The sequence below is a fragment of the Streptomyces sp. RLA123 genome, assembly GCF_056270165.1.
In genome coordinates, this window is sequence record NZ_JBWDOR010000003.1 from 3,771,931 (window position 1) to 3,789,537 (window position 17,607).

The following is a 17,607-nucleotide window of genomic DNA, read 5'->3' on the forward strand; positions in this document are numbered from 1 at the left end:
CAGGAAGGAATCACCGAAGGTGAAGCTTCAGCGTAAGAGCGGGCTCCGTGCCCTGGCCGTCGGCGCGGTCGCGGTTTCGGGCGCCCTCGCCCTCACTGCATGCGGCTCGGACAACAACAACGACGCCAGCGGCAACAGCAGCGCGCCCGCGTCGGCGTCGTCCTCCAGCAGCATCAAGTGCGCCGACAAGGGCGGCCAGCTTCTCGCTTCCGGCTCCTCTGCGCAGCAGAACGCCATGGACGCCTGGGTCAAGAACTACATGCAGGCCTGCAGCGGCGCGCAGATCAACTACAAGGCGTCCTCCTCCGGTGAGGGCATCATCGACTTCAACAACGGCACGGACAGCTTCGCGGGCTCCGACTCGCCGCTGAAGCCGGAAGAGGTCACCGCCTCCAAGCAGGTCTGCAAGACCGGCACGGGCATCAGCATCCCGATGGTCGGCGGCCCCATCGCCATCGGTTACAACCTGGCCGGCGTGGACAACCTGGTCCTGGACGCCCCGACCCTGGCGAAGATCTTCAACTCGAAGATCACCACCTGGGACGACAAGGCGATCAAGGCGCTGAACCCCGACGCCAAGCTCCCCAGCACCAAGATCCAGTCCTTCCACCGTCAGGACGAGTCCGGCACCACGGACAACCTGACCAAGTACTTCAACGGTGCCGCCAAGGACGCGTGGCCGTACGAGCACGCCAAGCCGTGGATGGGCAAGGGTGGCCAGTCGGCCGCCAAGTCCTCCGGTGTCGCCGCTCAGGTCAAGCAGGTCAACGGCTCGATCGGTTACTTCGAGCTCTCCTACGCGACCGCCAATGACATCAAGACGGTCAAGATCGACACCGGTGCCTCCGCTCCGGTCGAGGCCTCCGCCGCCAACGCCTCCGCGGGCATCGCCGAGGCGAAGGTCGTGGGCACGGGTGCCGACCTGTCCCTGGACATGGGCAACTCGTACGTCACCAAGGCCGACAACGCCTACCCGATCGTCCTGGTGACCTACGAGATCGCCTGTGACAAGGGCAACAAGGCCGAGACGCTGCCGCTGGTGCAGTCCTTCCTGGGCTACACCGCCAGCGAGGAGGGCCAGGCCATCCTGTCGGACGCCGGCTACGCGCCGCTGCCCGCCGAGATCGCCACCAAGGTCCGCTCCGCCGTGGCCGCCCTCGCCTGATCCCCGCGCGGACAGGCCCCGTGACCGCGGTCGCGGGGCCTGTCCGCACTTCCGGTGCACCGCCGCCGGGGGAGCCATCCCCCACCCAGACCGGAGAAAAAACCGATGGCCATAACCGCACAGACCCCTACTCCGCCACCGGCAGCCAAGAAGGCCGGGGGCGCTGTCACGCGCGTTGGTGACAAGATCTTCTCGGGCCTCTCCCGTGGCTCCGGCATCCTGCTGCTGGCGATCATGGCAGCGATCGCCCTCTTCCTGACGATCCGCGCGGTCAACGCGATCTCCAAGGACCACGGCAACTTCCTGACCACCTTCGAGTGGAACGCCGGCGCCACCCCGCCGGTCTTCGGCATCGCGGTCCTGGCCTACGGCACGATCGTCAGCTCGATCATCGCGATGCTCATCGCGGTCCCGATCGCGGTCGGCATCGCGCTGTTCATCTCGCACTACGCGCCGCGCCGCCTCGCCTCGCCCGTCTCGTACGTCATCGACCTGCTCGCCGCCGTGCCCAGCATCATCTACGGCCTGTGGGGCGCCCTGTTCCTGGTGCCGCACCTGACCGGGCTGAACATCTGGCTGAGCAAGTACCTCGGCTGGACGGTGATCTTCGAGAAGGAGGACCCGCAGGGCGCGGCCCGCTCGATCTTCACCGTCGGCATCCTGCTGGCGATCATGATCCTCCCGATCATCACCAACGTCAGCCGCGAGGTCTTCCGCCAGGTCCCGCGGATGCACGAGGAGGCCGCCCTGGCCCTCGGTGCGACGCGCTGGGAGACCATCCGGTTGTCGGTGCTGCCGTTCGCCCGCTCCGGCATCATCAGCGCCTCGATGCTCGGCCTCGGCCGCGCGCTCGGTGAGACCATGGCCGTGGCCACCGTGCTGTCCGCCTCCCCGATCCTGTCGGCGCACATCCTCGACCCGGTTGGCGGCACGTTCTCGCAGAACATCGTCGCCAAGTTCGGCGAGGCCAACGAGTTCGGTCGCGACGCCCTGATCGCCTCCGGTCTGGTGCTCTTCATCATCACCCTGCTGGTCAACGGCGCCGCCCGCGCGATCATCGCCCGGCGCAAGGAATACTCGGGGGCCAACGCATGAGCCACGCAGTAACGGACAAGCGGCCGGCCTCCTCCGTGTCGCGCCGCGCCCTGGCCCAGCGCCGGCTGCCCCGCTGGGCGCCGGCGGCCATCGCCGTGGGCTCCCTGGTCCTCGGCATCCTCATCGGTGTCGTCGGCGGCCTGGACAGCAAGATCCAGTGGGGCCTGATCGCCGTCGTGCTGTTCATCGTGGGCACCTACGCCATCACCGCGCAGGTCGAGGGCCGCCGCCAGGCCAGGGACCGCGTCGCCACCAGCCTGGTCTGGGCCTCGTTCATCGTGGCCGCACTGCCGCTGTACTCGCTGCTCGCCACCACGATCAGCAAGGGCGTCAAGGTCCTCAACGGCGACTTCCTGTCGCACTCGATGAACGGTGTGCTCACCATCGGCACCGGCGGCGGCGTGTACCACGCCATCATCGGCACGCTGGAGCAGGTCGGCATCGCCACCGCCATCGCCGCCCCGATCGGCATGCTGACCGCGATCTACCTCGTGGAGTACGGCAAGGGCCGCCTGGCCACGGCCGTCACCTTCTTCGTCGACGTCATGACGGGCATCCCGTCGATCGTCGCCGGTCTGTTCATCCTCTCGACCTGGAACCTGCTGCTGGGCTTCGGCCCCTCGGGCTTCGCCGGCTCCATGGCGCTCGCCATCCTGATGATGCCCGTCGTCGTCCGGTCCACCGAGGAGATGCTCAAGCTCGTCCCGAACGAGCTGCGCGAGGCTTCCCTCGCCCTCGGTGTGCCGAAGTGGCGCACCATTGTGAAGGTGGTCGTCCCCACCGCGATCGGCGGCATCACGACGGGCGTCATGCTCGCCGTCGCCCGTATCGCCGGTGAGAGCGCCCCCATCGCACTGTTGGTCTTCGGAAACAACCTGATCAACAACGACCCGTTCAACGGCCCGCAGGCCTCGCTCCCGTTCTACATCTTCCAGCAGTACCAGAACGGCAACGAGCCCAGCTACGACCGGGCGTGGGCGGCGGCACTCGTGCTGATCGCCTTCATCATGATCCTGAACATCTTGGCCCGAGGCATCGCCCGCTGGAAGGCCCCGAAGACCGGTCGCTGACGCGGCCAACATCAGCGACCCAAGGATTGCGAGCTACACCACCATGGCCAAGCGAATCGACGTCAGCGGCCTCTCCGCCTACTACGGCGGATTCAAGGCGATCGACGACATCTCGATGAACATCGAGCCGCGCACGGTGACGGCCTTCATCGGCCCCTCCGGCTGCGGCAAGTCCACCTTCCTGCGCACCCTGAACCGTATGCACGAGGTCACCCCCGGCGGCCGCGTCGAGGGCAAGGTGCTGCTGGACGACGAGAACCTCTACGGCGCGGGCGTGGACCCGGTCTCCGTGCGCCGCACGGTCGGCATGGTCTTCCAGCGCCCGAACCCGTTCCCGACGATGTCCGTCTACGACAACGTCGCGGCGGGCCTCAAGCTCAACGGCGTCAAGCGCAAGAGCGACCTCGACACCATCGTCGAGAAGTCGCTCCGCGGCGCCAACCTGTGGAACGAGGTCAAGGACCGCCTGAACAAGCCGGGTTCCGGCCTCTCCGGCGGTCAGCAGCAGCGTCTGTGCATCGCCCGCGCGATCGCGGTCGAGCCCGAGGTGCTGCTGATGGACGAGCCGTGCTCCGCGCTCGACCCGATCTCCACCCTCGCCATCGAGGACCTGATCGGTGAGCTCAAGGAGCGCTTCACCATCGTCATCGTCACCCACAACATGCAGCAGGCCGCGCGCGTCTCCGACCGCACCGCCTTCTTCAACCTGTCGGCGGTCGGCCAGCCCGGCAAGCTCATCGAGATCGACGACACGGAGCGCATCTTCTCCAACCCGTCCGTCCAGGCGACCGAGGACTACATCTCCGGCCGATTCGGCTGAGCCGACCCGGCCGCCGCCCAAAACCGTCCTGCGGTGCTGCATGGCGGTGCCACCGCAAGGCGAAGGGCCCGCCCCCTCCGGGGGCGGGCCCTTGTGCGTTCACGGGTGGCGCGGGAAAGCGTCCGGGACGTGGCTCAGGCGAAGGCGAAGTGCACCACGCCGTAGGTGGCCGCGGCCACCAGCGCCGCGGCCGGCATGGTGATGAACCAGCCGGCGACGATGTTCTTGGCGACGCCCCAGCGGACCGCGTTGAGCCGCTTCGTCGCGCCGACGCCCATGATGGCTGAGGTGATGACGTGGGTCGTGGAGATCGGCGCCTTGAAGATGTAGGCCGTGGTGTAGAGGATCGACGCCGCCGTGGTCTCCGCCGCGAAGCCCTGCGGCGGGTCGAGCTCGATGATCTTGCGACCCAGGGTCCGCATGATGCGCCAGCCGCCCACGTACGTGCCCAGCGACAGCATGAGCGCAGAGACGAGCTTCACCCAGACCGGAACTCCGTCGCCCTGCTTCTGCACGTCGGCGATGGTCAGGGCGAGCACCACCACACCCATGGTCTTCTGTGCGTCCTGCAGACCGTGCCCGAGCGCCATGCCCGCCGCCGAGACGGTCTGCGCGATCCGGAAACCGCGCTTGGCCTTGTTGGGGTTGGCCTTGCGGAAGATCCACAGGATGGCCAGCATGACCAGGTAGCCGACGGCCAGGCCGACGATCGGCGACAGGAACATCGGCAGGACGATCTTGTCGAGCACGCCGGACCAGATGACCCCGGTGCCGCCCGCGAGCGCCGCGCCCACCAGCCCGCCGAACAGGGCGTGAGTGCTGGAGGAGGGCAGGCCGTAGTACCAGGTGATCAGGTTCCAGACGATGGCGCCGATCAGCGCCGCGAAGAGGATGCCCATCCCCGACCGGCCGGACGGGGTCTCGATGAGGCCCTCGCTGACGGTCTTGGCCAGCCCGGTGCCCAGAAAGGCGCCGGCCAGGTTCATCACCGCGGCCATCAGCAGCGCGGCCCGCGGGGTCAGCGCCCGGGTGGACACGGAGGTGGCGATGGCGTTCGCCGAGTCGTGGAAGCCGTTGGTGTACGTGAAGAAGAGCGCGACCCCGATGGTCACGACCAGAGCGAAGGTCTCCACCTGGGTCAGGACTCCTTGACCGCGATGGTCTCCACGGTGTTCGCCACGTGCTCGAAGGCGTCCGCCGCCTCTTCCAGGACGTCCACGATCTGCTTGAGCTTGAGCACCTCGATGGCGTCGTACTTGCCGTTGAAGAGGTGGGCCAGCAGCTTGCGGTGGATCTGGTCGGCCTGGTTCTCCAGGCGGTTGACCTCGATCCAGTACTCGGTGAGGTTGTCCATCGTGCGCAGGTGGGGCATCGCCTCGGCGGTCAGTTCGGCGGCCCGGGCCAGCACCTCGATCTGCTGCTCGACCCCGCGCGGCAGTTCCTCGATCTGGTACAGGACGACCAGGTCGACGGCCTCCTCCATGAAGTCCATGATGTCGTCGAGGGAGGAGGCGAGGGAGTAGATGTCCTCGCGGTCGAAGGGCGTGATGAAGGAGGAGTTCAGCTGGTGGAAGATCGCGTGGGTCGCGTCGTCCCCCGCGTGCTCAGCCGCCCGCATGCGCTCGGCGATCTCCGCGCGCGTGGCGGAGTCGGCGCCGAGGAGTTCCATCAGGAGCTTCGACCCTGTGACGATGTTGTCCGCGGACGCGGCGAACATGTCGTAGAAGCTCGTCTCCCTTGGGGTCAGACGAAAGCGCACGTGAAGTCCTCGGAATACATCGGTTTCGGTCGCATTGATGCTAGGCGCATCACACAGCCAGGGCTAACCGGCGACTTACAGTGTCGCTCATGGTCGCAAACGGACCCCATCGGGGCTCCTCCCGGTGCACGCTCGCACAATGAGGCGAATTCGGTACGATATACCCGGCAGGGGTATATCGGGGGCAGGAGGGACGCCATGACGGTCACCGAGACCGGCGACACGGCTCCGCACGGAGAACAGCCGGAGGCCGGCGGGTCCGCGGAGCAGCCGGCACACCAGCACGGGTACGCCGAACAGAGGGACCAGCACCTGAAGCGGCTGCGCCGTATCGAGGGGCAGATCCGGGGCCTCCAGCGGATGGTCGAGCAGGACGTGTACTGCATCGACATCCTTACCCAGGTGTCCGCCGGCACAAAGGCCCTGCAGTCCTTCGCCCTGCAACTGCTCGAGGAGCACCTGCGGCACTGCGTCGCCGACGCCGCCGCCAAGGGCGGCCCCGAAGCGGACGACAAGGTCGCCGAGGCCACGGCCGCCATAGCCCGTCTGCTGCGGAGCTAGCCGAGCCGGCGGCCCTGCGCGGGGACGCGTGGTTCCACCGCGAGCACCTCGTCGATGCGCTCGGAGCTCAGCCGTTCCTCGGCGGTCGCCGAGGCGGCGATCATCAGCTCGCAGCACAACTCGATCTCCGCGAGGGCCACGTGGACCTGATCGTCCTGGTCCAGGAGCCACATCGCCACGGGCACCACCTCCTCCCCGCCCAGCGTAGGGACCGGCGCACGGTCCGTGCATGACACGGACGGGCCATTTCCGCAAGGCTCCAGGGGCTGTCGTCACTGTGGCGCCGGCCGCCCGGAGGGCGGGGCCCCGTTGTGTCCGGTGCGGTGTATCGCGAGGCGGAGAGTCGTCCTCGTAGTGGGCTACTCGGACGATTCGACAGCGCAGCGAGGGGCCGTACCAGGCGCCGCGGGGCAGGCGGCAAGGTGACGACAGGCTCTCTAGGAGCCGGCCGCAGAAACGATCTTCCCGGTGTAGATGTCGGTCGCGCGCGGCAGGACGACCCGTACCGGCGCCCCGAAAGCGTACATCCCGGTAGTCGAGACCACCGTGACCGCGGTCGGGGCGTTCTGGCCGCCCGCGACCCCGGCGTTGGCGAAGGTGAAGCGCTGCCGGACCTTGCGCAGGACGCCGGCGTCGTCCAGGTACGCGTCGAAGGGGACCCGCGTCACGGAGAACCCGCCCGCCGCCGCCCGCAGTGACCCGCGGGCCTGCGCCGAAGCGGCGTCCGCGGCGCGCGCGATGTCCGTCACACCCCGGTAGTGCCGCACCCGCGCGCCGTCCAGTCTCTCCACGCCCACCAGGCGCACCTCGTGGGCGCCCCGCAGCAGCTCCGCCGCGACCAGCGGGTCGGTGGCGCCGCCCGTGACGAGGTTGCCGTCCGGCAGCCGCGTGGTGTCCACCCACACCCACTTGTCGGCGGGGACGCCCTCGCCTCGGTTCTTCATGTAGAGCGCGCCGGGGGTCAGCAGCTCCGTGACCGGGGCGTGCTCCGCGTCGCCCGCGGCGTCGGCCGGCAGGACGAGCCGGAGGCTGCCGCGCCGTGCGGCGTAGTCGAAGGTCCCGGTGCCGGTGATGGTGACCTTGGTGCCGCCGCTGGCGGTCTCCATCGCCGTCCGGACCTTCGAGCTGCCGGCCCTGACCAGTTCGTCGGCCGCCTGCCGCAGCGCCCGCTCCGCGTCCCGGGGGGTGGTCGTGCCCACCTCCACGGCCTCGCCGCTGCCGGAGCATCCCGCGAGTGCTGCCGCGCACATCCCGAGCCCCACGGCCACGGCGGTCGCCCGACTGACCTGCCCCATCTGCGCTTACCTCCTGCACCGTGCCGCCGTCCAGGACCTCATGCGGCATAACGAGGGTCAGGGCACCGCGTCACGGCCGGTAGCTTTGACGCGTGCCCCCCAGCGATCCACCTCCTCCGCACCGCGCCACGACCGAGGAGAAGGGCTCCTTCTCCTTCGCCACCTGCTCATGCGGATGGCGCGGGCCCTCCCGGCGGGCCCGCGAACGCGCCCGGCGCGACGCCGCCGAGCACGCCGGGTCCTGAGCGCCGGCGCATGCCCTGCCGGTGTGTCGTACGCCTCGCAACCGGCACGCCCCTCCCGCCGTCATGAGAAGAGGACCCACAGGGGTTCCAGAGCGAGAGGGCGCCACGTTGAACCGACGAGCACTCATCCGCGGGGGCGCCGGCATCACCGCCGCGACCTGGCTGAGCGCAGCCTGCGGCCCCGCAGGATCCGGCCACCCGGCGGCCGCCGACAGCCGAATAACCAGCGACGCCCCCACCGGGACCGGCACGCCCACAGCCTCCGGCGGAACCCCCGCCGGCGCCACCAGCGCCGCCGCGACCGTCCCGCCCGACTGGAAGGCCCTCTCGCACTCCCTGGGCGGCCGGCTCGTCCGCCCCGACGACGCGGACTACGCCACCGCCCGGCTGCTGTACAACACGCGCTTCGACGGGCAGCGGCCCGCCGCGGTGGCCTATGTCTCGGGCACCGAGGACATCCGCGAGTGCCTGGACTTCGCCCGCCGCACCGGTGTCCCCGTCTCGATCCGCAACGGCGGCCACTCCTACGCCGGCTACTCGGGCGGCAAGGGCAGGCTCGTCCTGGACGTCTCGTCCCTCGCGAAGATCAGCCGCTCCGGTTCCTCCGCCACCATCGGCGCCGGCGCCAAGCTGATCGACGTCTACACCAAGCTCGGCGCCGCGGGCCGTACTCTGCCCGCCGGCTCCTGCCCGACGGTCGGCATCTCCGGCCTCACCCTCGGCGGCGGCCACGGCGTGATCAGCCGTGCCTACGGACTGACCTGCGACAGCCTCACCTCCGCCGAGATCGTCACCGCGGGCGGACGAGTGCTGCACTGCAGCGCCGACGAGAACCCCGAACTGTTCTGGGCGCTGCGCGGCGCGGGCGGCGGCCAGTTCGGCGTCGTCACGAACCTGACGTTCACCACCCAGGCCGCGCCCCAGGTCGTCACCGGCTACCTGACCTGGTCGTGGAGCAAGGCCGCCGCGGTCATCCGCGCCTGGCAGGAGTGGGGCCCGACACAGCCGGACCAGATCTGGTCCGCGCTGCACCTGGACAAGTCCGGCTCCGGCTCCCCGAAGATCAGCATCGCCACCGTCGGCATCACCTCCCGTACGGAACTCGCCAACGCCGTCGACCGGCTCGCCGACCACGTCGGCGCCCCCGCGAGCAGCGTCTCCCTGCACCCGCGGCCCTACCTCGACGCGACGCTCGCGTACGCGGGGTGCTCGGACCTGAGCACCGCCCAGTGCCACCTGCCGGGGACGACCCCGGGCCGAAGCCCCTCCGGCCGCCTCGGCCGCGAGACGTACGCCGCGCGGTCCGACTTCTACGACCGCTCCCTGCCGGAAGCCGGCATCCAGGCCCTGCTCTCCCAGGTCGGCGCGCTGCGCTCGGGCGCCGGCAGCGTCTCGCTCACCGCCCTGGGCGGCGCCGTCAACCGGGTCTCGCCGACCGCCACGGCCTTCGTCCACCGCCGCTCGCGCTTCCTCGCGCAGTACATAGAGACCCCCGGCACCACGCAGTGGCTCGACGGCCTGCACACCGCGATGCGCCGGTACGCCTCGGGCGCGGCATACCAGAACTACACCGACCCGACGTTGAGCAACTGGCGCGCCGCCTACTACGGCTCCGCGGCCGACAAGCTCACCCGGCTGAAGACCCGCTACGACCCCACCCGGCTGTTCGCCTTCCAGCAGGCGCTGTAGCCCAACGGGCGCCGGACAGGCGCGGGGAACGCGAGGGAGCCCTCAGGCCGCCAGATCCTTGTCGACGGCCGTGGGCTCCGGGTAAGGCTCCCCGCGCCGCGCCGCGGCCGTCCCGGCGGCCCGGGGCGCCCGTACGAGCAGCCCCGCCCGGGACGTGGCCACGGTGGCCATGAGCGGCGTCAGCAGGGCCAGCGCGAGGGGCGCGAACAGCAGCGCGACGGCCGTGCCGAGGGCGAAGCCGCCCAGCACGTCGGTCGGGTAGTGCACGCCCAGGTAGACCCGGCTGAAGCCCTCGGCGAGCGCGATCGCGACCGCGGCCAGTCCCCACCTGCGGCTGACCAGGAAGAGGCCGACGGCCACCGCCATCGTCACGGCGGCATGGTCGCTGACGAAGGAGAAGTGGACCCTGCTCGTGACGAGCACGTCCAGGCCCTGGTGCTCGACGAACGGCCGCGGCCGGTCCACGAAGTTGCGCAGCGGGACGTTCAGCAGCAGCGAGACGCCTCCGGCGAGCGCGGCCCACACCACGCCCGCGACCGCCGCCGGGGCCTCGGGACCGCCGCGGCGCGCCACACGCCACCAGCACCAGCCGGCGAGCAGCACCATGAGCAGGATCAGCCCGTACTCGCCCATGCCCTCCACGGCGCGGTCCAGCCAGCGCGGCGCGAGCTTCGCGAGCCCGTTGATGTCACGGAGCAGACTGACATCCGGGTTGGAGCCGTCCAGTGAAAGCGCTGCCACCGGTGCACCCCTAACTGTCTCCGCGGCATCCCCGCGCACACACGACACGGGGCCGGGAGGCCCATTGTCCCCCGTCCAACGAGCCGGACGGTACGCGGCGTTCCGGTCTCCACCGGATGATCACCAGGACGTTATCGAAGGGAGACACGCACGGCCGCGGACCCGGCCGTGCGTGCCGGCGGGCGGCGGTCAGACCGCCGCCGCGCCCGCCGCCGTCACCCGCGTCGCGCCGATGTAGTCCGGGCTGTCGATCCTGTCGAAGCGGATGACCGCGCCCGTGTAGGGGGCGTTGATCATGTACCCGCCGCCGACGTAGATCCCGACGTGGTGGATCGAGCGCGGGTCGGTCAGGTCGTTGGCGAAGAAGACCAGGTCCCCCGGGAGCAGCTCGTCGCGCTTCGGGTGCGGCCCGGCGTTCCACTGGTCGTTGGCCACGCGCGGCAGCTCGATGCCGACCGACTCGTACGCCGCCTTCGTCAGACCCGAGCAGTCGAAGCGCCCGTCCTGGTCCGCCGTGCCGTTGCCGCCCCACAGGTACGGCGTGCCCAGCTTCTCCTGCGCGTAGTAGATGGCACCCGCCGCCTGCCGGGAGGGCGCGACCGCGCCGACCGGCGCCGCGAAGCTCTTCTCCAGCGTGGTGATGATCCGCACGTAGTTCTGCGTCTCGCGGATGCGCGGCACCCCGCCGGCCTGGATCACCCGGTACGCGCCCGCGTTGTACGCGGCGAGCATGTTCTCCGTCGGATCGCCCGGTACGTCCTTCACGTACTGCGCGAGTTCGCAGTCGTACGACGCGGCCGACGGGATCGCGTCCCGCGGGTCCCAGACGTCGCGGTCGCCGTCACCGTCGCCGTCCACGCCGTGCGTGGCCCACGTTCCGGGGATGAACTGCGCGATGCCCTGCGCCTGCGCCTGGCTGCGCGCCTGCGGGTTCCAGCCGCTCTCCTGGTACAGCTGGGCCGCCAGCAGCGCCGGGTTGATGGCGTCGCACAGATTCCCCCACTTCTGCACGATGCTCTGGTAGGCCGCGGGCACGGCCCCCTTGGCGAGCGCCACCGCACCCCCGCCGCCACCCGCCAGGCTTGCCGCCACCAGGTACGTACCGACGACGAGCAGCGTCACGAACGACATGAACAGCCCGCCGACCACCCCCGCCAGCCACCAGGCCTTGCGCGCCGAACGACCCGCCGCCGTCACCCGCCCCACCCTCTCCGTGTGCTCGCCCGCTCACCCTGCCCGGCACGGAAGGTGACGGTACGCCAGGCCCCCGGAAGCATCCCCGGCCAGCGCGCCGCCAATCGTTGCCCTCCGCCCACCACCGTGATACACAGAGTAGTCAACTAAGTCCCATCGAACACCGGCTCGCACGCCGCTGCGACCATTTTTACGGCTGCGGCCCGGATCACACGAGGGAATCGGCTGAGAAAGTCGCTGAGTCGACATACGACGGCGACATCCTCCGCCAAGATAGACCTTGGCTCCTTGCGCCCCGGCGAGGATGCCAACTGATCTAGCGTGGTGGTGAGTTCTCATGTTCCTGGCAGCCGACAAGGGCGACATCAACACCATCATTGGTGGTATCGCCCCGGACTGGGGGCCGTTCGGCTCTCTGGGGAACGAAGCGCGCGTGATGATCGAGGTGGTGATGGCAGTAGCGATTCTGCTCTGTCTCGCCATCGCGATCTGGGGCGCCGCGAAACAGCGCATCGGAGCGACGGCGCTCCGCGACACCTTCAGTGCCGAACAAGGCAAGGGCCTGATCATCGCCGGACTGACCGGCGTGTTCATCATCGGCTCCCTCGGCACCCTGTTCACCATCGTCTACGGGATGGCGGTCTAGCGACCGCGCTCCGGGCTCCCCGCCCCGTCCCCTGCGCTTTGTCCCCAAGGGGCCCGTCCCGGCCCCGTCCCCCACCCGAGGCTGCGTACTGATGCCCACTCACCCGACGATCCCCAAGGGGGCGAGCCCCCGATGAGCCTCGGCCAGGACGGCCCGCCCACGCGCACGCGGCTCCCCGAGTCCCCGGGCGGCAGCGGCGTACCGGCGCGCAGGCCCGCGCGCTCCAGCCGCAGCCTCGTCACCGTCGTCGGGGTCGTCGTCCTCCTCATCGCCGCCATCGCCTTCGTCAACCGCGGCGGCGACCACGGCGGGGGAACCGCGGGCTCCGGCAGCGGCAACCGCGCCGCGGGCGGCGCCGGCCCGCAGGCCCAGCCGACCGCCGCCACGGGTACCCGCCCGGTCGACGGCAAGTCCGCGGGCATCCCCACGGGGTACTCCCGCACGGACCAGGGCGCGCAGTCCGCCGCGGCCAACTTCGCGGTGGCGCTGGGCTCGGACGGCATGTTCACCGCGGACCGGCGTCATGCGATCGTTGCGGCGATCCACGCCCCTGACATCGTCGGCCGCCTCCAGGCAGATCTGGACCGGGCGTACTCGGCGAACTTCCTGCAGAACGTGGGCCTCAACGAGGACGGCAGCGTCCCGGACGGCTACACGTTCGTCTCCCGCACGATTCCGGTGGGCTCCCGGGTGACGGAACTCTCCGGTGGCAGCGCCACCGTGGAGGTCTGGTGCACCGGACTGGTCGGCCTGGCGGGTGAGGGATCGACAAAGCCGGTGACCCAGACCTGGTTCACCATCACCGAGCAACTCACCTGGGCCGGCGGTGACTGGAAGATCGAGTCCTCCGGCCAGAAGGAAGGCCCCGCCCCGGTGAACGGCGACAACCGGGCGGCGAGCGCGGACGAGATCGCAGGCGCGGTCGAGGGATACGGAGGCTTCACCTATGCCCGGTAACCGCCTGCGCCGCACGCTGTCCGTCACGGCCATGGTCACGGTCGCGCAGACCACGCTCGTCCTGGCCGCCTCCCGTGCCGCGGCCGCCCCCTCACCGACACCCAGCCCCAGCGGGACCAAGAGCGCCTGCGACTACATCGTGGGCCAGGCACGCGACTACTGCGAAGGAGGCGACGGCTCCGGCGGCCGCACGCCCTCCGTCGTCGATCCGCTCGACCCGCTGTCCTCGCTCGCCAAGGGCTGCGCCGACGCCGCCGCCTGGGTCATCGACGGTCTGTCGAAGGCGGTCACCAAGACCGCCGCCGTGGACTTCACCAACAAGGCGTTCCTCACCCAGTACGCGGTCGTCTTCGCCGCCTCCACGTTCCTCACGCTGCTCCTGTGGCTGCTGGCCGTCGCCAAGCGCGCCGTCCGCGGCGTGCCGCTGACCGAGGCGCTGACGGAGGCCATCGGCTTCCTGTGGCTGACCGTCATCGCCTCCGCGTTCACCCCGCTGATCCTCTACACCGTGGTGTCCGCGACCGACGGCATCACCGAGGTCATCGCCTCCGGCACCGCCGCCAACACCGATGTGTTCTTCGGGTCGTTCACGGACGCGCTCACCAAGGGCTCCGACATCGGCGGCGGCCCGATCATGCTGATCGTGGTCTCCCTGGTGTCCGTGCTCGCCGCCGGCGTGCTGTGGCTGGAACTGGTGATCCGGGCCGCGCTGCTGTACGTCGGCGCCCTGCTCGGCACCGCCGTGTACTCGGGCCTGGTCGACAAGAACATGTGGCACCACGTGCGCCGCTGGGCCGGGATCATGATCGCGGTGATCCTGGTGAAGCCGGTCATCGTGATCGTGCTGGGGCTGGCGGGCGCGCTCAGCGGCTCCGACGGGCCCACCGCCTTCGGCGCCGTCGTGTCGGGCCTGGCCATCATCCTGCTGGCCATCTTCGCCAGCGCGATGATCTACCGCTTCGTCCCCGGCTTCGGTGACGACGTGGCCAGCCTGCGCAGCAACCGCAAGGCGAGCTCCCAGTCCCAGGCGGCCGCCGTCATCTCCTCGCCGGCCGCGCTCGTCAAGCAGGGCATCAAGACCCACAGCTCCCGCGGCGGCGCCCAGGAGCAGCCCACGGGCGGCGGCGGGGGTCAGCCCGCCAATGCCGTGCCCAGCGGCATCGCCGCCCACAGCAGCCGGAACGGCGGCTCGAACGCCCCGGCACCCCCGCCGTCCCCGCGGACCAACCCCGACCGCGGCAACGGCGGCAAGAGCAACACAGCAGGAGGCGAAAGCCGGTGACGTCCCAGCCCTACGCCGCCCCGCAGCAGCGCCGGACCTATCTGATCGGCAAGGCCCGCCCCAACGCCATCGTGGGCAAGAACCGCGAGACGGGCGAGATCGCCCTGATCATCGCGGGCGCCTTCCTCGGCATGATGTCCGGTCTGCTCATCCCCATCCTGCTGCTGCGCATCCTGGGCCTGACGGGCTGGCCGCTGCTGGCCTTCGCCGCCGTCTACATGCCGTACCGGCGCCGCACCTTCTACCGCTGGTTCGAGATCAACCGCACCTACCGCCGGACCCTGCGCTCCGCCCCGACCTACCGCTCCACGGCCCTGGAGGCGGGCACCCGGCTCGACGGCCGGGAGATCGAGATCGGGCCGCCGCCCGGCATCGGGCGCATCACCTGGCTGTCGGCGCCCTTCGGGCCGGACGAGATCGCGGTCCTGCTGCACGTCGACCGCCGTACGGTCACCGCGGCCATCGAGATCGAGGGACCCGGCGTCGGGCTGCGCGACAGCGAGGACCAGGAGGCCCTGGTCGACCGGTTCGGCACCCTGCTGAAGCACGTGGCCAACGGCGACGGCTTCGTCACCCGGCTGCAGATGCTGGCCCGCACGCTCCCCGCCGACCCCGACGCCCACGCCAAGGACGTCGCCCAGCGCGGCGACGGGCACGCCGACCAGTGGCTCAAGGACTCGTACGAACAGCTGCAGTCCATGGTGTCCACCTCCTCCGAGCAGCACCGCGCCTACCTCGTCGCCTGCATGCACTACAGCCGCGAACTCGCCGCCGAGGGCAACGCCATCGCCCGCGCCGCCGGCGTCGCCCGCAAGGCGCTCGACAAGGACGCGGGCATCGCCGCGGTCATGGCCCGCGAGCTGACCGACATCTGCGCCCGGCTCACCGAGGCGGACATCCGCGTCCGCCAGCCCCTCGGGCAGGCCCGGCTCGCGTCCCTCATCCACTCGATGTACGACCCGGACCACCCGAGTGACCACATCCAGGCGATGACCCGCCGCAACGCCTGGCCGGCCGAGCTGGACGCCACCGAGCCCACGTACCTCCAGGCCAAGACCCGCGAGTCGGCCACGCGCGCCCCCTGGTGCCACTCGACCGCATGGGTCAAGGAGTGGCCGCTCACCCCGGTCGGGGTCAACTTCCTGGCGCCGCTGCTCGTCCACACCCCGGACGTCATTCGCACCGTCGCCGTCTGCATGGACCTGGAACCCACCGACGTCGCCATCGAGCGCATGCTCACCGAGAAGACCAACGACGACGCCGACGCCAGCCGGGCCGCCAAGATGAACCGCGTGGTCGACCCCCGCGACATCGCCCACCACAGCCGGATCGACCAGCGCGGCGAAGACCTCGCCTCCGGCGCCGCCGGCGTCAACCTGGTCGGCTACATCACGGTCTCGTCCCGCTCCCCCGAGGCACTCGCCCGCGACAAGCGCACGATCCGCGCCTCCGCGGGCAAGTCGTACCTCAAGCTGGAGTGGTGCGACCGGGAGCACCACCGGGCGTTCGTCAACACGCTTCCGTTCGCGACCGGCATCCGCCGGTAGCCGGGAGGACGAGCATGCGCCCGTGCGCACTCGACGCCCCGCCCGGGCGGGCGGAGCTCATGGGAAGGACGACAGGGACAACGATGCCGAGCCGAGGCCCGCGCCGCGGGCGCGACGACCGCTGACGCCGAGGAGGCGCTCCACCCATGGCCATGCTGGACCCCCTCGCAGCGATCACCGACGCCTTCACCGGTTTCCTCTTCGGCAAGGTGGAGAGCACGCGCCTCCCTGTCCGCACCTCCACCGGCCAGGCCCAGGCCGTCTACCTGCCGACCGCGGCCCCCGGCCTCGGCGACTCCGGTGTGATCATCGGCCGTGAGGTCTACTCCGGCAAGGGGTACATCTACGACCCCTTCCAGCTGTACGGACAGCAACTGCCCGCCCCGCACTGGCTGGTGCTCGGCGAGTCCGGCAACGGCAAGTCCGCCCTGGAGAAGACCTACGTGCTGCGGCAGCTGCGCTTCCGCGACCGCCAGGTCGTCGTCCTGGACGCCCAGGGCGAGGACGGCGTCGGCGAGTGGAACCTCATCGCCAAGGCACTCGGAATAACTCCCATCCGGCTCGACCCGACGGCAGCCCTCGACGGCGGCATCAAGCTCAACCCGCTCGACCCCGCGATCACCACGACGGGCCAGCTGGCCCTGCTCCGCACGATCATCGAGGTCGCCATGGGCCGTGGCCTGGACGAGCGCTCCGGCTTCGCGCTCAAGGTCGCCCACGCCTTCGTGCACGCGACCACGACGGACCGCCAGCCGATCCTGACCGACATCGTGGAGCGGCTGCGGCACCCGCTGGAGGACTCCGCCGACTCGATGAACGTCGACCTGGAGGACGTCCGCGCCTGGGGCCTGGACGTCGCCCTCGTGCTGGACCGGCTCGTCGACGGCGACCTGCGCGGCATGTTCGACGGCCCGACGACCGCCGGCATCGACCTGGACGCGCCGCTCATCGTCTTCGACCTGTCCCACATCGACCGCAACTCCATCGCGATGCCGATCCTCATGGCGATCGTCGGCGTCTGGCTGGAGCACACCTGGATCCGCCCCGACCGGAAGAAGCGCATCTTCCTGGTCGAGGAGGCCTGGCACATCATCAACAGCCCCTTCGTGGCGCAGCTCTTCCAGCGCCTGCTGAAGTTCGGCCGCCGGCTCGGCCTCTCCTTCGTGGCCGTCGTCCACCACCTCTCCGACGTCGTGGACGGCGCCGCCGCCAAGGAGGCCGCGGCCATCCTCAAGATGGCCTCCACCCGCACCATCTACGCCCAGAAGGCCGACGAGGCCCGCTCCACCGGGCGGGTGCTGGGCCTGCCACGCTGGGCGGTGGAGATCATCCCCACGCTCACCCCGGGCATCGCCGTCTGGGACGTCAACGGCAACGTCCAGGTGGTCAAGCACCTCATCACCGAGACCGAACGCCCCCTCGTCTACACCGACCGCGCCATGACCGAGGGCTCCGTCAACGACTACGACGAGGATCCGGACCAGGACGCGCCCCGCGTCTCCCTCGACAAACACATGGCCGACGACGCGGTGGCCTGAACG

At 70.3% G+C, this 17,607-nt stretch carries 17 protein-coding genes; 11 read left to right on the forward strand and 6 right to left on the reverse strand.

What is annotated here, in order from left to right:
* Positions 1 to 19 precede the first annotated feature (19 nt).
* From pstS to pstB, 4 genes are all read left to right on the forward strand, one after another.
* Positions 20 to 1,165, forward strand: a complete 1,146-nt coding sequence (pstS, locus tag RV983_RS17185) for a phosphate ABC transporter substrate-binding protein PstS (RefSeq protein ID WP_475986657.1) — start codon at positions 20 to 22, stop codon at positions 1,163 to 1,165.
* 105 nt (positions 1,166 to 1,270) lie between these two features.
* Positions 1,271 to 2,260, forward strand: a complete 990-nt coding sequence (gene pstC / locus RV983_RS17190) for a phosphate ABC transporter permease subunit PstC (RefSeq protein ID WP_475986658.1) — start codon at positions 1,271 to 1,273, stop codon at positions 2,258 to 2,260.
* The gene (gene pstA / locus RV983_RS17195) at positions 2,257 to 3,330 is read left to right on the forward strand and encodes a phosphate ABC transporter permease PstA (RefSeq protein WP_475986659.1); all 1,074 of its coding nucleotides are present in this window, start codon (positions 2,257 to 2,259) and stop codon (positions 3,328 to 3,330) included. The genes pstC and pstA overlap by 4 nt, the downstream gene beginning before the upstream one ends.
* Positions 3,331 to 3,373: 43 nt before the next feature.
* Entirely contained in the window at positions 3,374 to 4,150 is a 777-nt protein-coding gene (pstB, locus tag RV983_RS17200) for a phosphate ABC transporter ATP-binding protein PstB (RefSeq protein ID WP_319663461.1), read from the forward strand.
* 134 nt (positions 4,151 to 4,284) lie between these two features.
* Here the strand turns inward: pstB and RV983_RS17205 are convergent, their stop codons facing one another.
* The gene (locus RV983_RS17205) at positions 4,285 to 5,283 is read right to left on the reverse strand and encodes an inorganic phosphate transporter (RefSeq protein WP_475986660.1); all 999 of its coding nucleotides are present in this window, start codon (positions 5,281 to 5,283) and stop codon (positions 4,285 to 4,287) included.
* 5 nt (positions 5,284 to 5,288) lie between these two features.
* The gene (locus RV983_RS17210; protein ID WP_360909989.1) at positions 5,289 to 5,909 is read right to left on the reverse strand and encodes a DUF47 domain-containing protein; all 621 of its coding nucleotides are present in this window, start codon (positions 5,907 to 5,909) and stop codon (positions 5,289 to 5,291) included.
* Between the two features lie 198 nt (positions 5,910 to 6,107).
* On the opposite strand from RV983_RS17210, the gene RV983_RS17215 reads away from it, so the two are divergent.
* Positions 6,108 to 6,470, forward strand: a complete 363-nt coding sequence (locus tag RV983_RS17215; protein WP_475986661.1) for a metal-sensitive transcriptional regulator — start codon at positions 6,108 to 6,110, stop codon at positions 6,468 to 6,470.
* On the opposite strand, the gene RV983_RS17220 is transcribed toward RV983_RS17215, so the two are convergent.
* On the reverse strand, positions 6,467 to 6,649 hold the full coding sequence (locus tag RV983_RS17220) for a hypothetical protein (protein ID WP_475990584.1): 183 nt from the start codon (positions 6,647 to 6,649) through the stop codon (positions 6,467 to 6,469). The genes RV983_RS17215 and RV983_RS17220 overlap by 4 nt on opposite strands.
* Positions 6,650 to 6,907: 258 nt before the next feature.
* Positions 6,908 to 7,765, reverse strand: a complete 858-nt coding sequence (locus RV983_RS17225) for an SCO4651 family lipoprotein (RefSeq protein ID WP_475986662.1) — start codon at positions 7,763 to 7,765, stop codon at positions 6,908 to 6,910.
* Positions 7,766 to 8,118: 353 nt separating this feature from the next.
* Here RV983_RS17225 and RV983_RS17230 point away from each other — a divergent pair, with 353 nt between their 5' ends.
* A complete protein-coding gene (locus tag RV983_RS17230) occupies positions 8,119 to 9,699 on the forward strand; it encodes an FAD-binding oxidoreductase (protein WP_475986663.1) in 1,581 nt (526 codons plus the stop codon).
* 42 nt (positions 9,700 to 9,741) lie between these two features.
* Here RV983_RS17230 and RV983_RS17235 read toward each other — a convergent pair whose 3' ends face one another.
* Positions 9,742 to 10,440 (reverse strand): phosphatase PAP2 family protein, encoded by a 699-nt coding sequence (locus tag RV983_RS17235; protein ID WP_475986664.1) that lies wholly within the window; start codon positions 10,438 to 10,440, stop codon positions 9,742 to 9,744.
* 189 nt (positions 10,441 to 10,629) lie between these two features.
* Positions 10,630 to 11,571: a C40 family peptidase gene (locus tag RV983_RS17240; protein ID WP_475990356.1), complete on the reverse strand. Its 942-nt coding sequence runs from the start codon at positions 11,569 to 11,571 to the stop codon at positions 10,630 to 10,632.
* A 400-nt stretch (positions 11,572 to 11,971) separates the two neighbouring features.
* On the opposite strand from RV983_RS17240, the gene RV983_RS17245 reads away from it, so the two are divergent.
* The 5 genes from RV983_RS17245 (at position 11,972) to RV983_RS17265 (ending at position 17,604) form a co-directional block, all read left to right on the forward strand.
* Complete coding sequence (locus tag RV983_RS17245) at positions 11,972 to 12,280, forward strand: hypothetical protein (RefSeq protein ID WP_319140882.1); 309 nt, start codon at positions 11,972 to 11,974, stop codon at positions 12,278 to 12,280.
* A gap of 132 nt (positions 12,281 to 12,412) precedes the next feature.
* Positions 12,413 to 13,237 carry a hypothetical protein gene (locus RV983_RS17250; protein WP_475986665.1) on the forward strand — a complete coding sequence of 275 codons (825 nt, stop codon included), beginning with the start codon at positions 12,413 to 12,415 and terminating at the stop codon, positions 13,235 to 13,237.
* Positions 13,227 to 14,519 carry a hypothetical protein gene (locus RV983_RS17255; protein ID WP_475986666.1) on the forward strand — a complete coding sequence of 431 codons (1,293 nt, stop codon included), beginning with the start codon at positions 13,227 to 13,229 and terminating at the stop codon, positions 14,517 to 14,519. Before RV983_RS17250 ends, RV983_RS17255 begins: the two co-directional genes overlap by 11 nt.
* Positions 14,516 to 16,066, forward strand: coding sequence for an SCO6880 family protein (locus RV983_RS17260; RefSeq protein ID WP_475986667.1), 1,551 nt, complete (start codon positions 14,516 to 14,518; stop codon positions 16,064 to 16,066). Before RV983_RS17255 ends, RV983_RS17260 begins: the two co-directional genes overlap by 4 nt.
* Before the next feature lie 152 nt (positions 16,067 to 16,218).
* Positions 16,219 to 17,604 (forward strand): ATP-binding protein, encoded by a 1,386-nt coding sequence (locus RV983_RS17265; RefSeq protein ID WP_475990357.1) that lies wholly within the window; start codon positions 16,219 to 16,221, stop codon positions 17,602 to 17,604.
* Positions 17,605 to 17,607: the final 3 nt, after the last annotated feature.

Coding starts and splice junctions, on each gene's coding strand:
- pstC (WP_475986658.1), top strand. CDS start 1,271: ATGGCCATAACCGCACAGACCCCTACTCCGCCACCGGCAGCCAAGAAG.
- pstA (WP_475986659.1), top strand. CDS start 2,257: ATGAGCCACGCAGTAACGGACAAGCGGCCGGCCTCCTCCGTGTCGCGC.
- pstB (WP_319663461.1), top strand. CDS start 3,374: ATGGCCAAGCGAATCGACGTCAGCGGCCTCTCCGCCTACTACGGCGGA.
- RV983_RS17215 (WP_475986661.1), top strand. CDS start 6,108: ATGACGGTCACCGAGACCGGCGACACGGCTCCGCACGGAGAACAGCCG.
- RV983_RS17225 (WP_475986662.1), bottom strand. CDS start 7,765: ATGGGGCAGGTCAGTCGGGCGACCGCCGTGGCCGTGGGGCTCGGGATG.
- RV983_RS17240 (WP_475990356.1), bottom strand. CDS start 11,571: ATGTCGTTCGTGACGCTGCTCGTCGTCGGTACGTACCTGGTGGCGGCA.
- RV983_RS17245 (WP_319140882.1), top strand. CDS start 11,972: ATGTTCCTGGCAGCCGACAAGGGCGACATCAACACCATCATTGGTGGT.
- RV983_RS17250 (WP_475986665.1), top strand. CDS start 12,413: ATGAGCCTCGGCCAGGACGGCCCGCCCACGCGCACGCGGCTCCCCGAG.
- RV983_RS17255 (WP_475986666.1), top strand. CDS start 13,227: ATGCCCGGTAACCGCCTGCGCCGCACGCTGTCCGTCACGGCCATGGTC.
- RV983_RS17265 (WP_475990357.1), top strand. CDS start 16,219: ATGCTGGACCCCCTCGCAGCGATCACCGACGCCTTCACCGGTTTCCTC.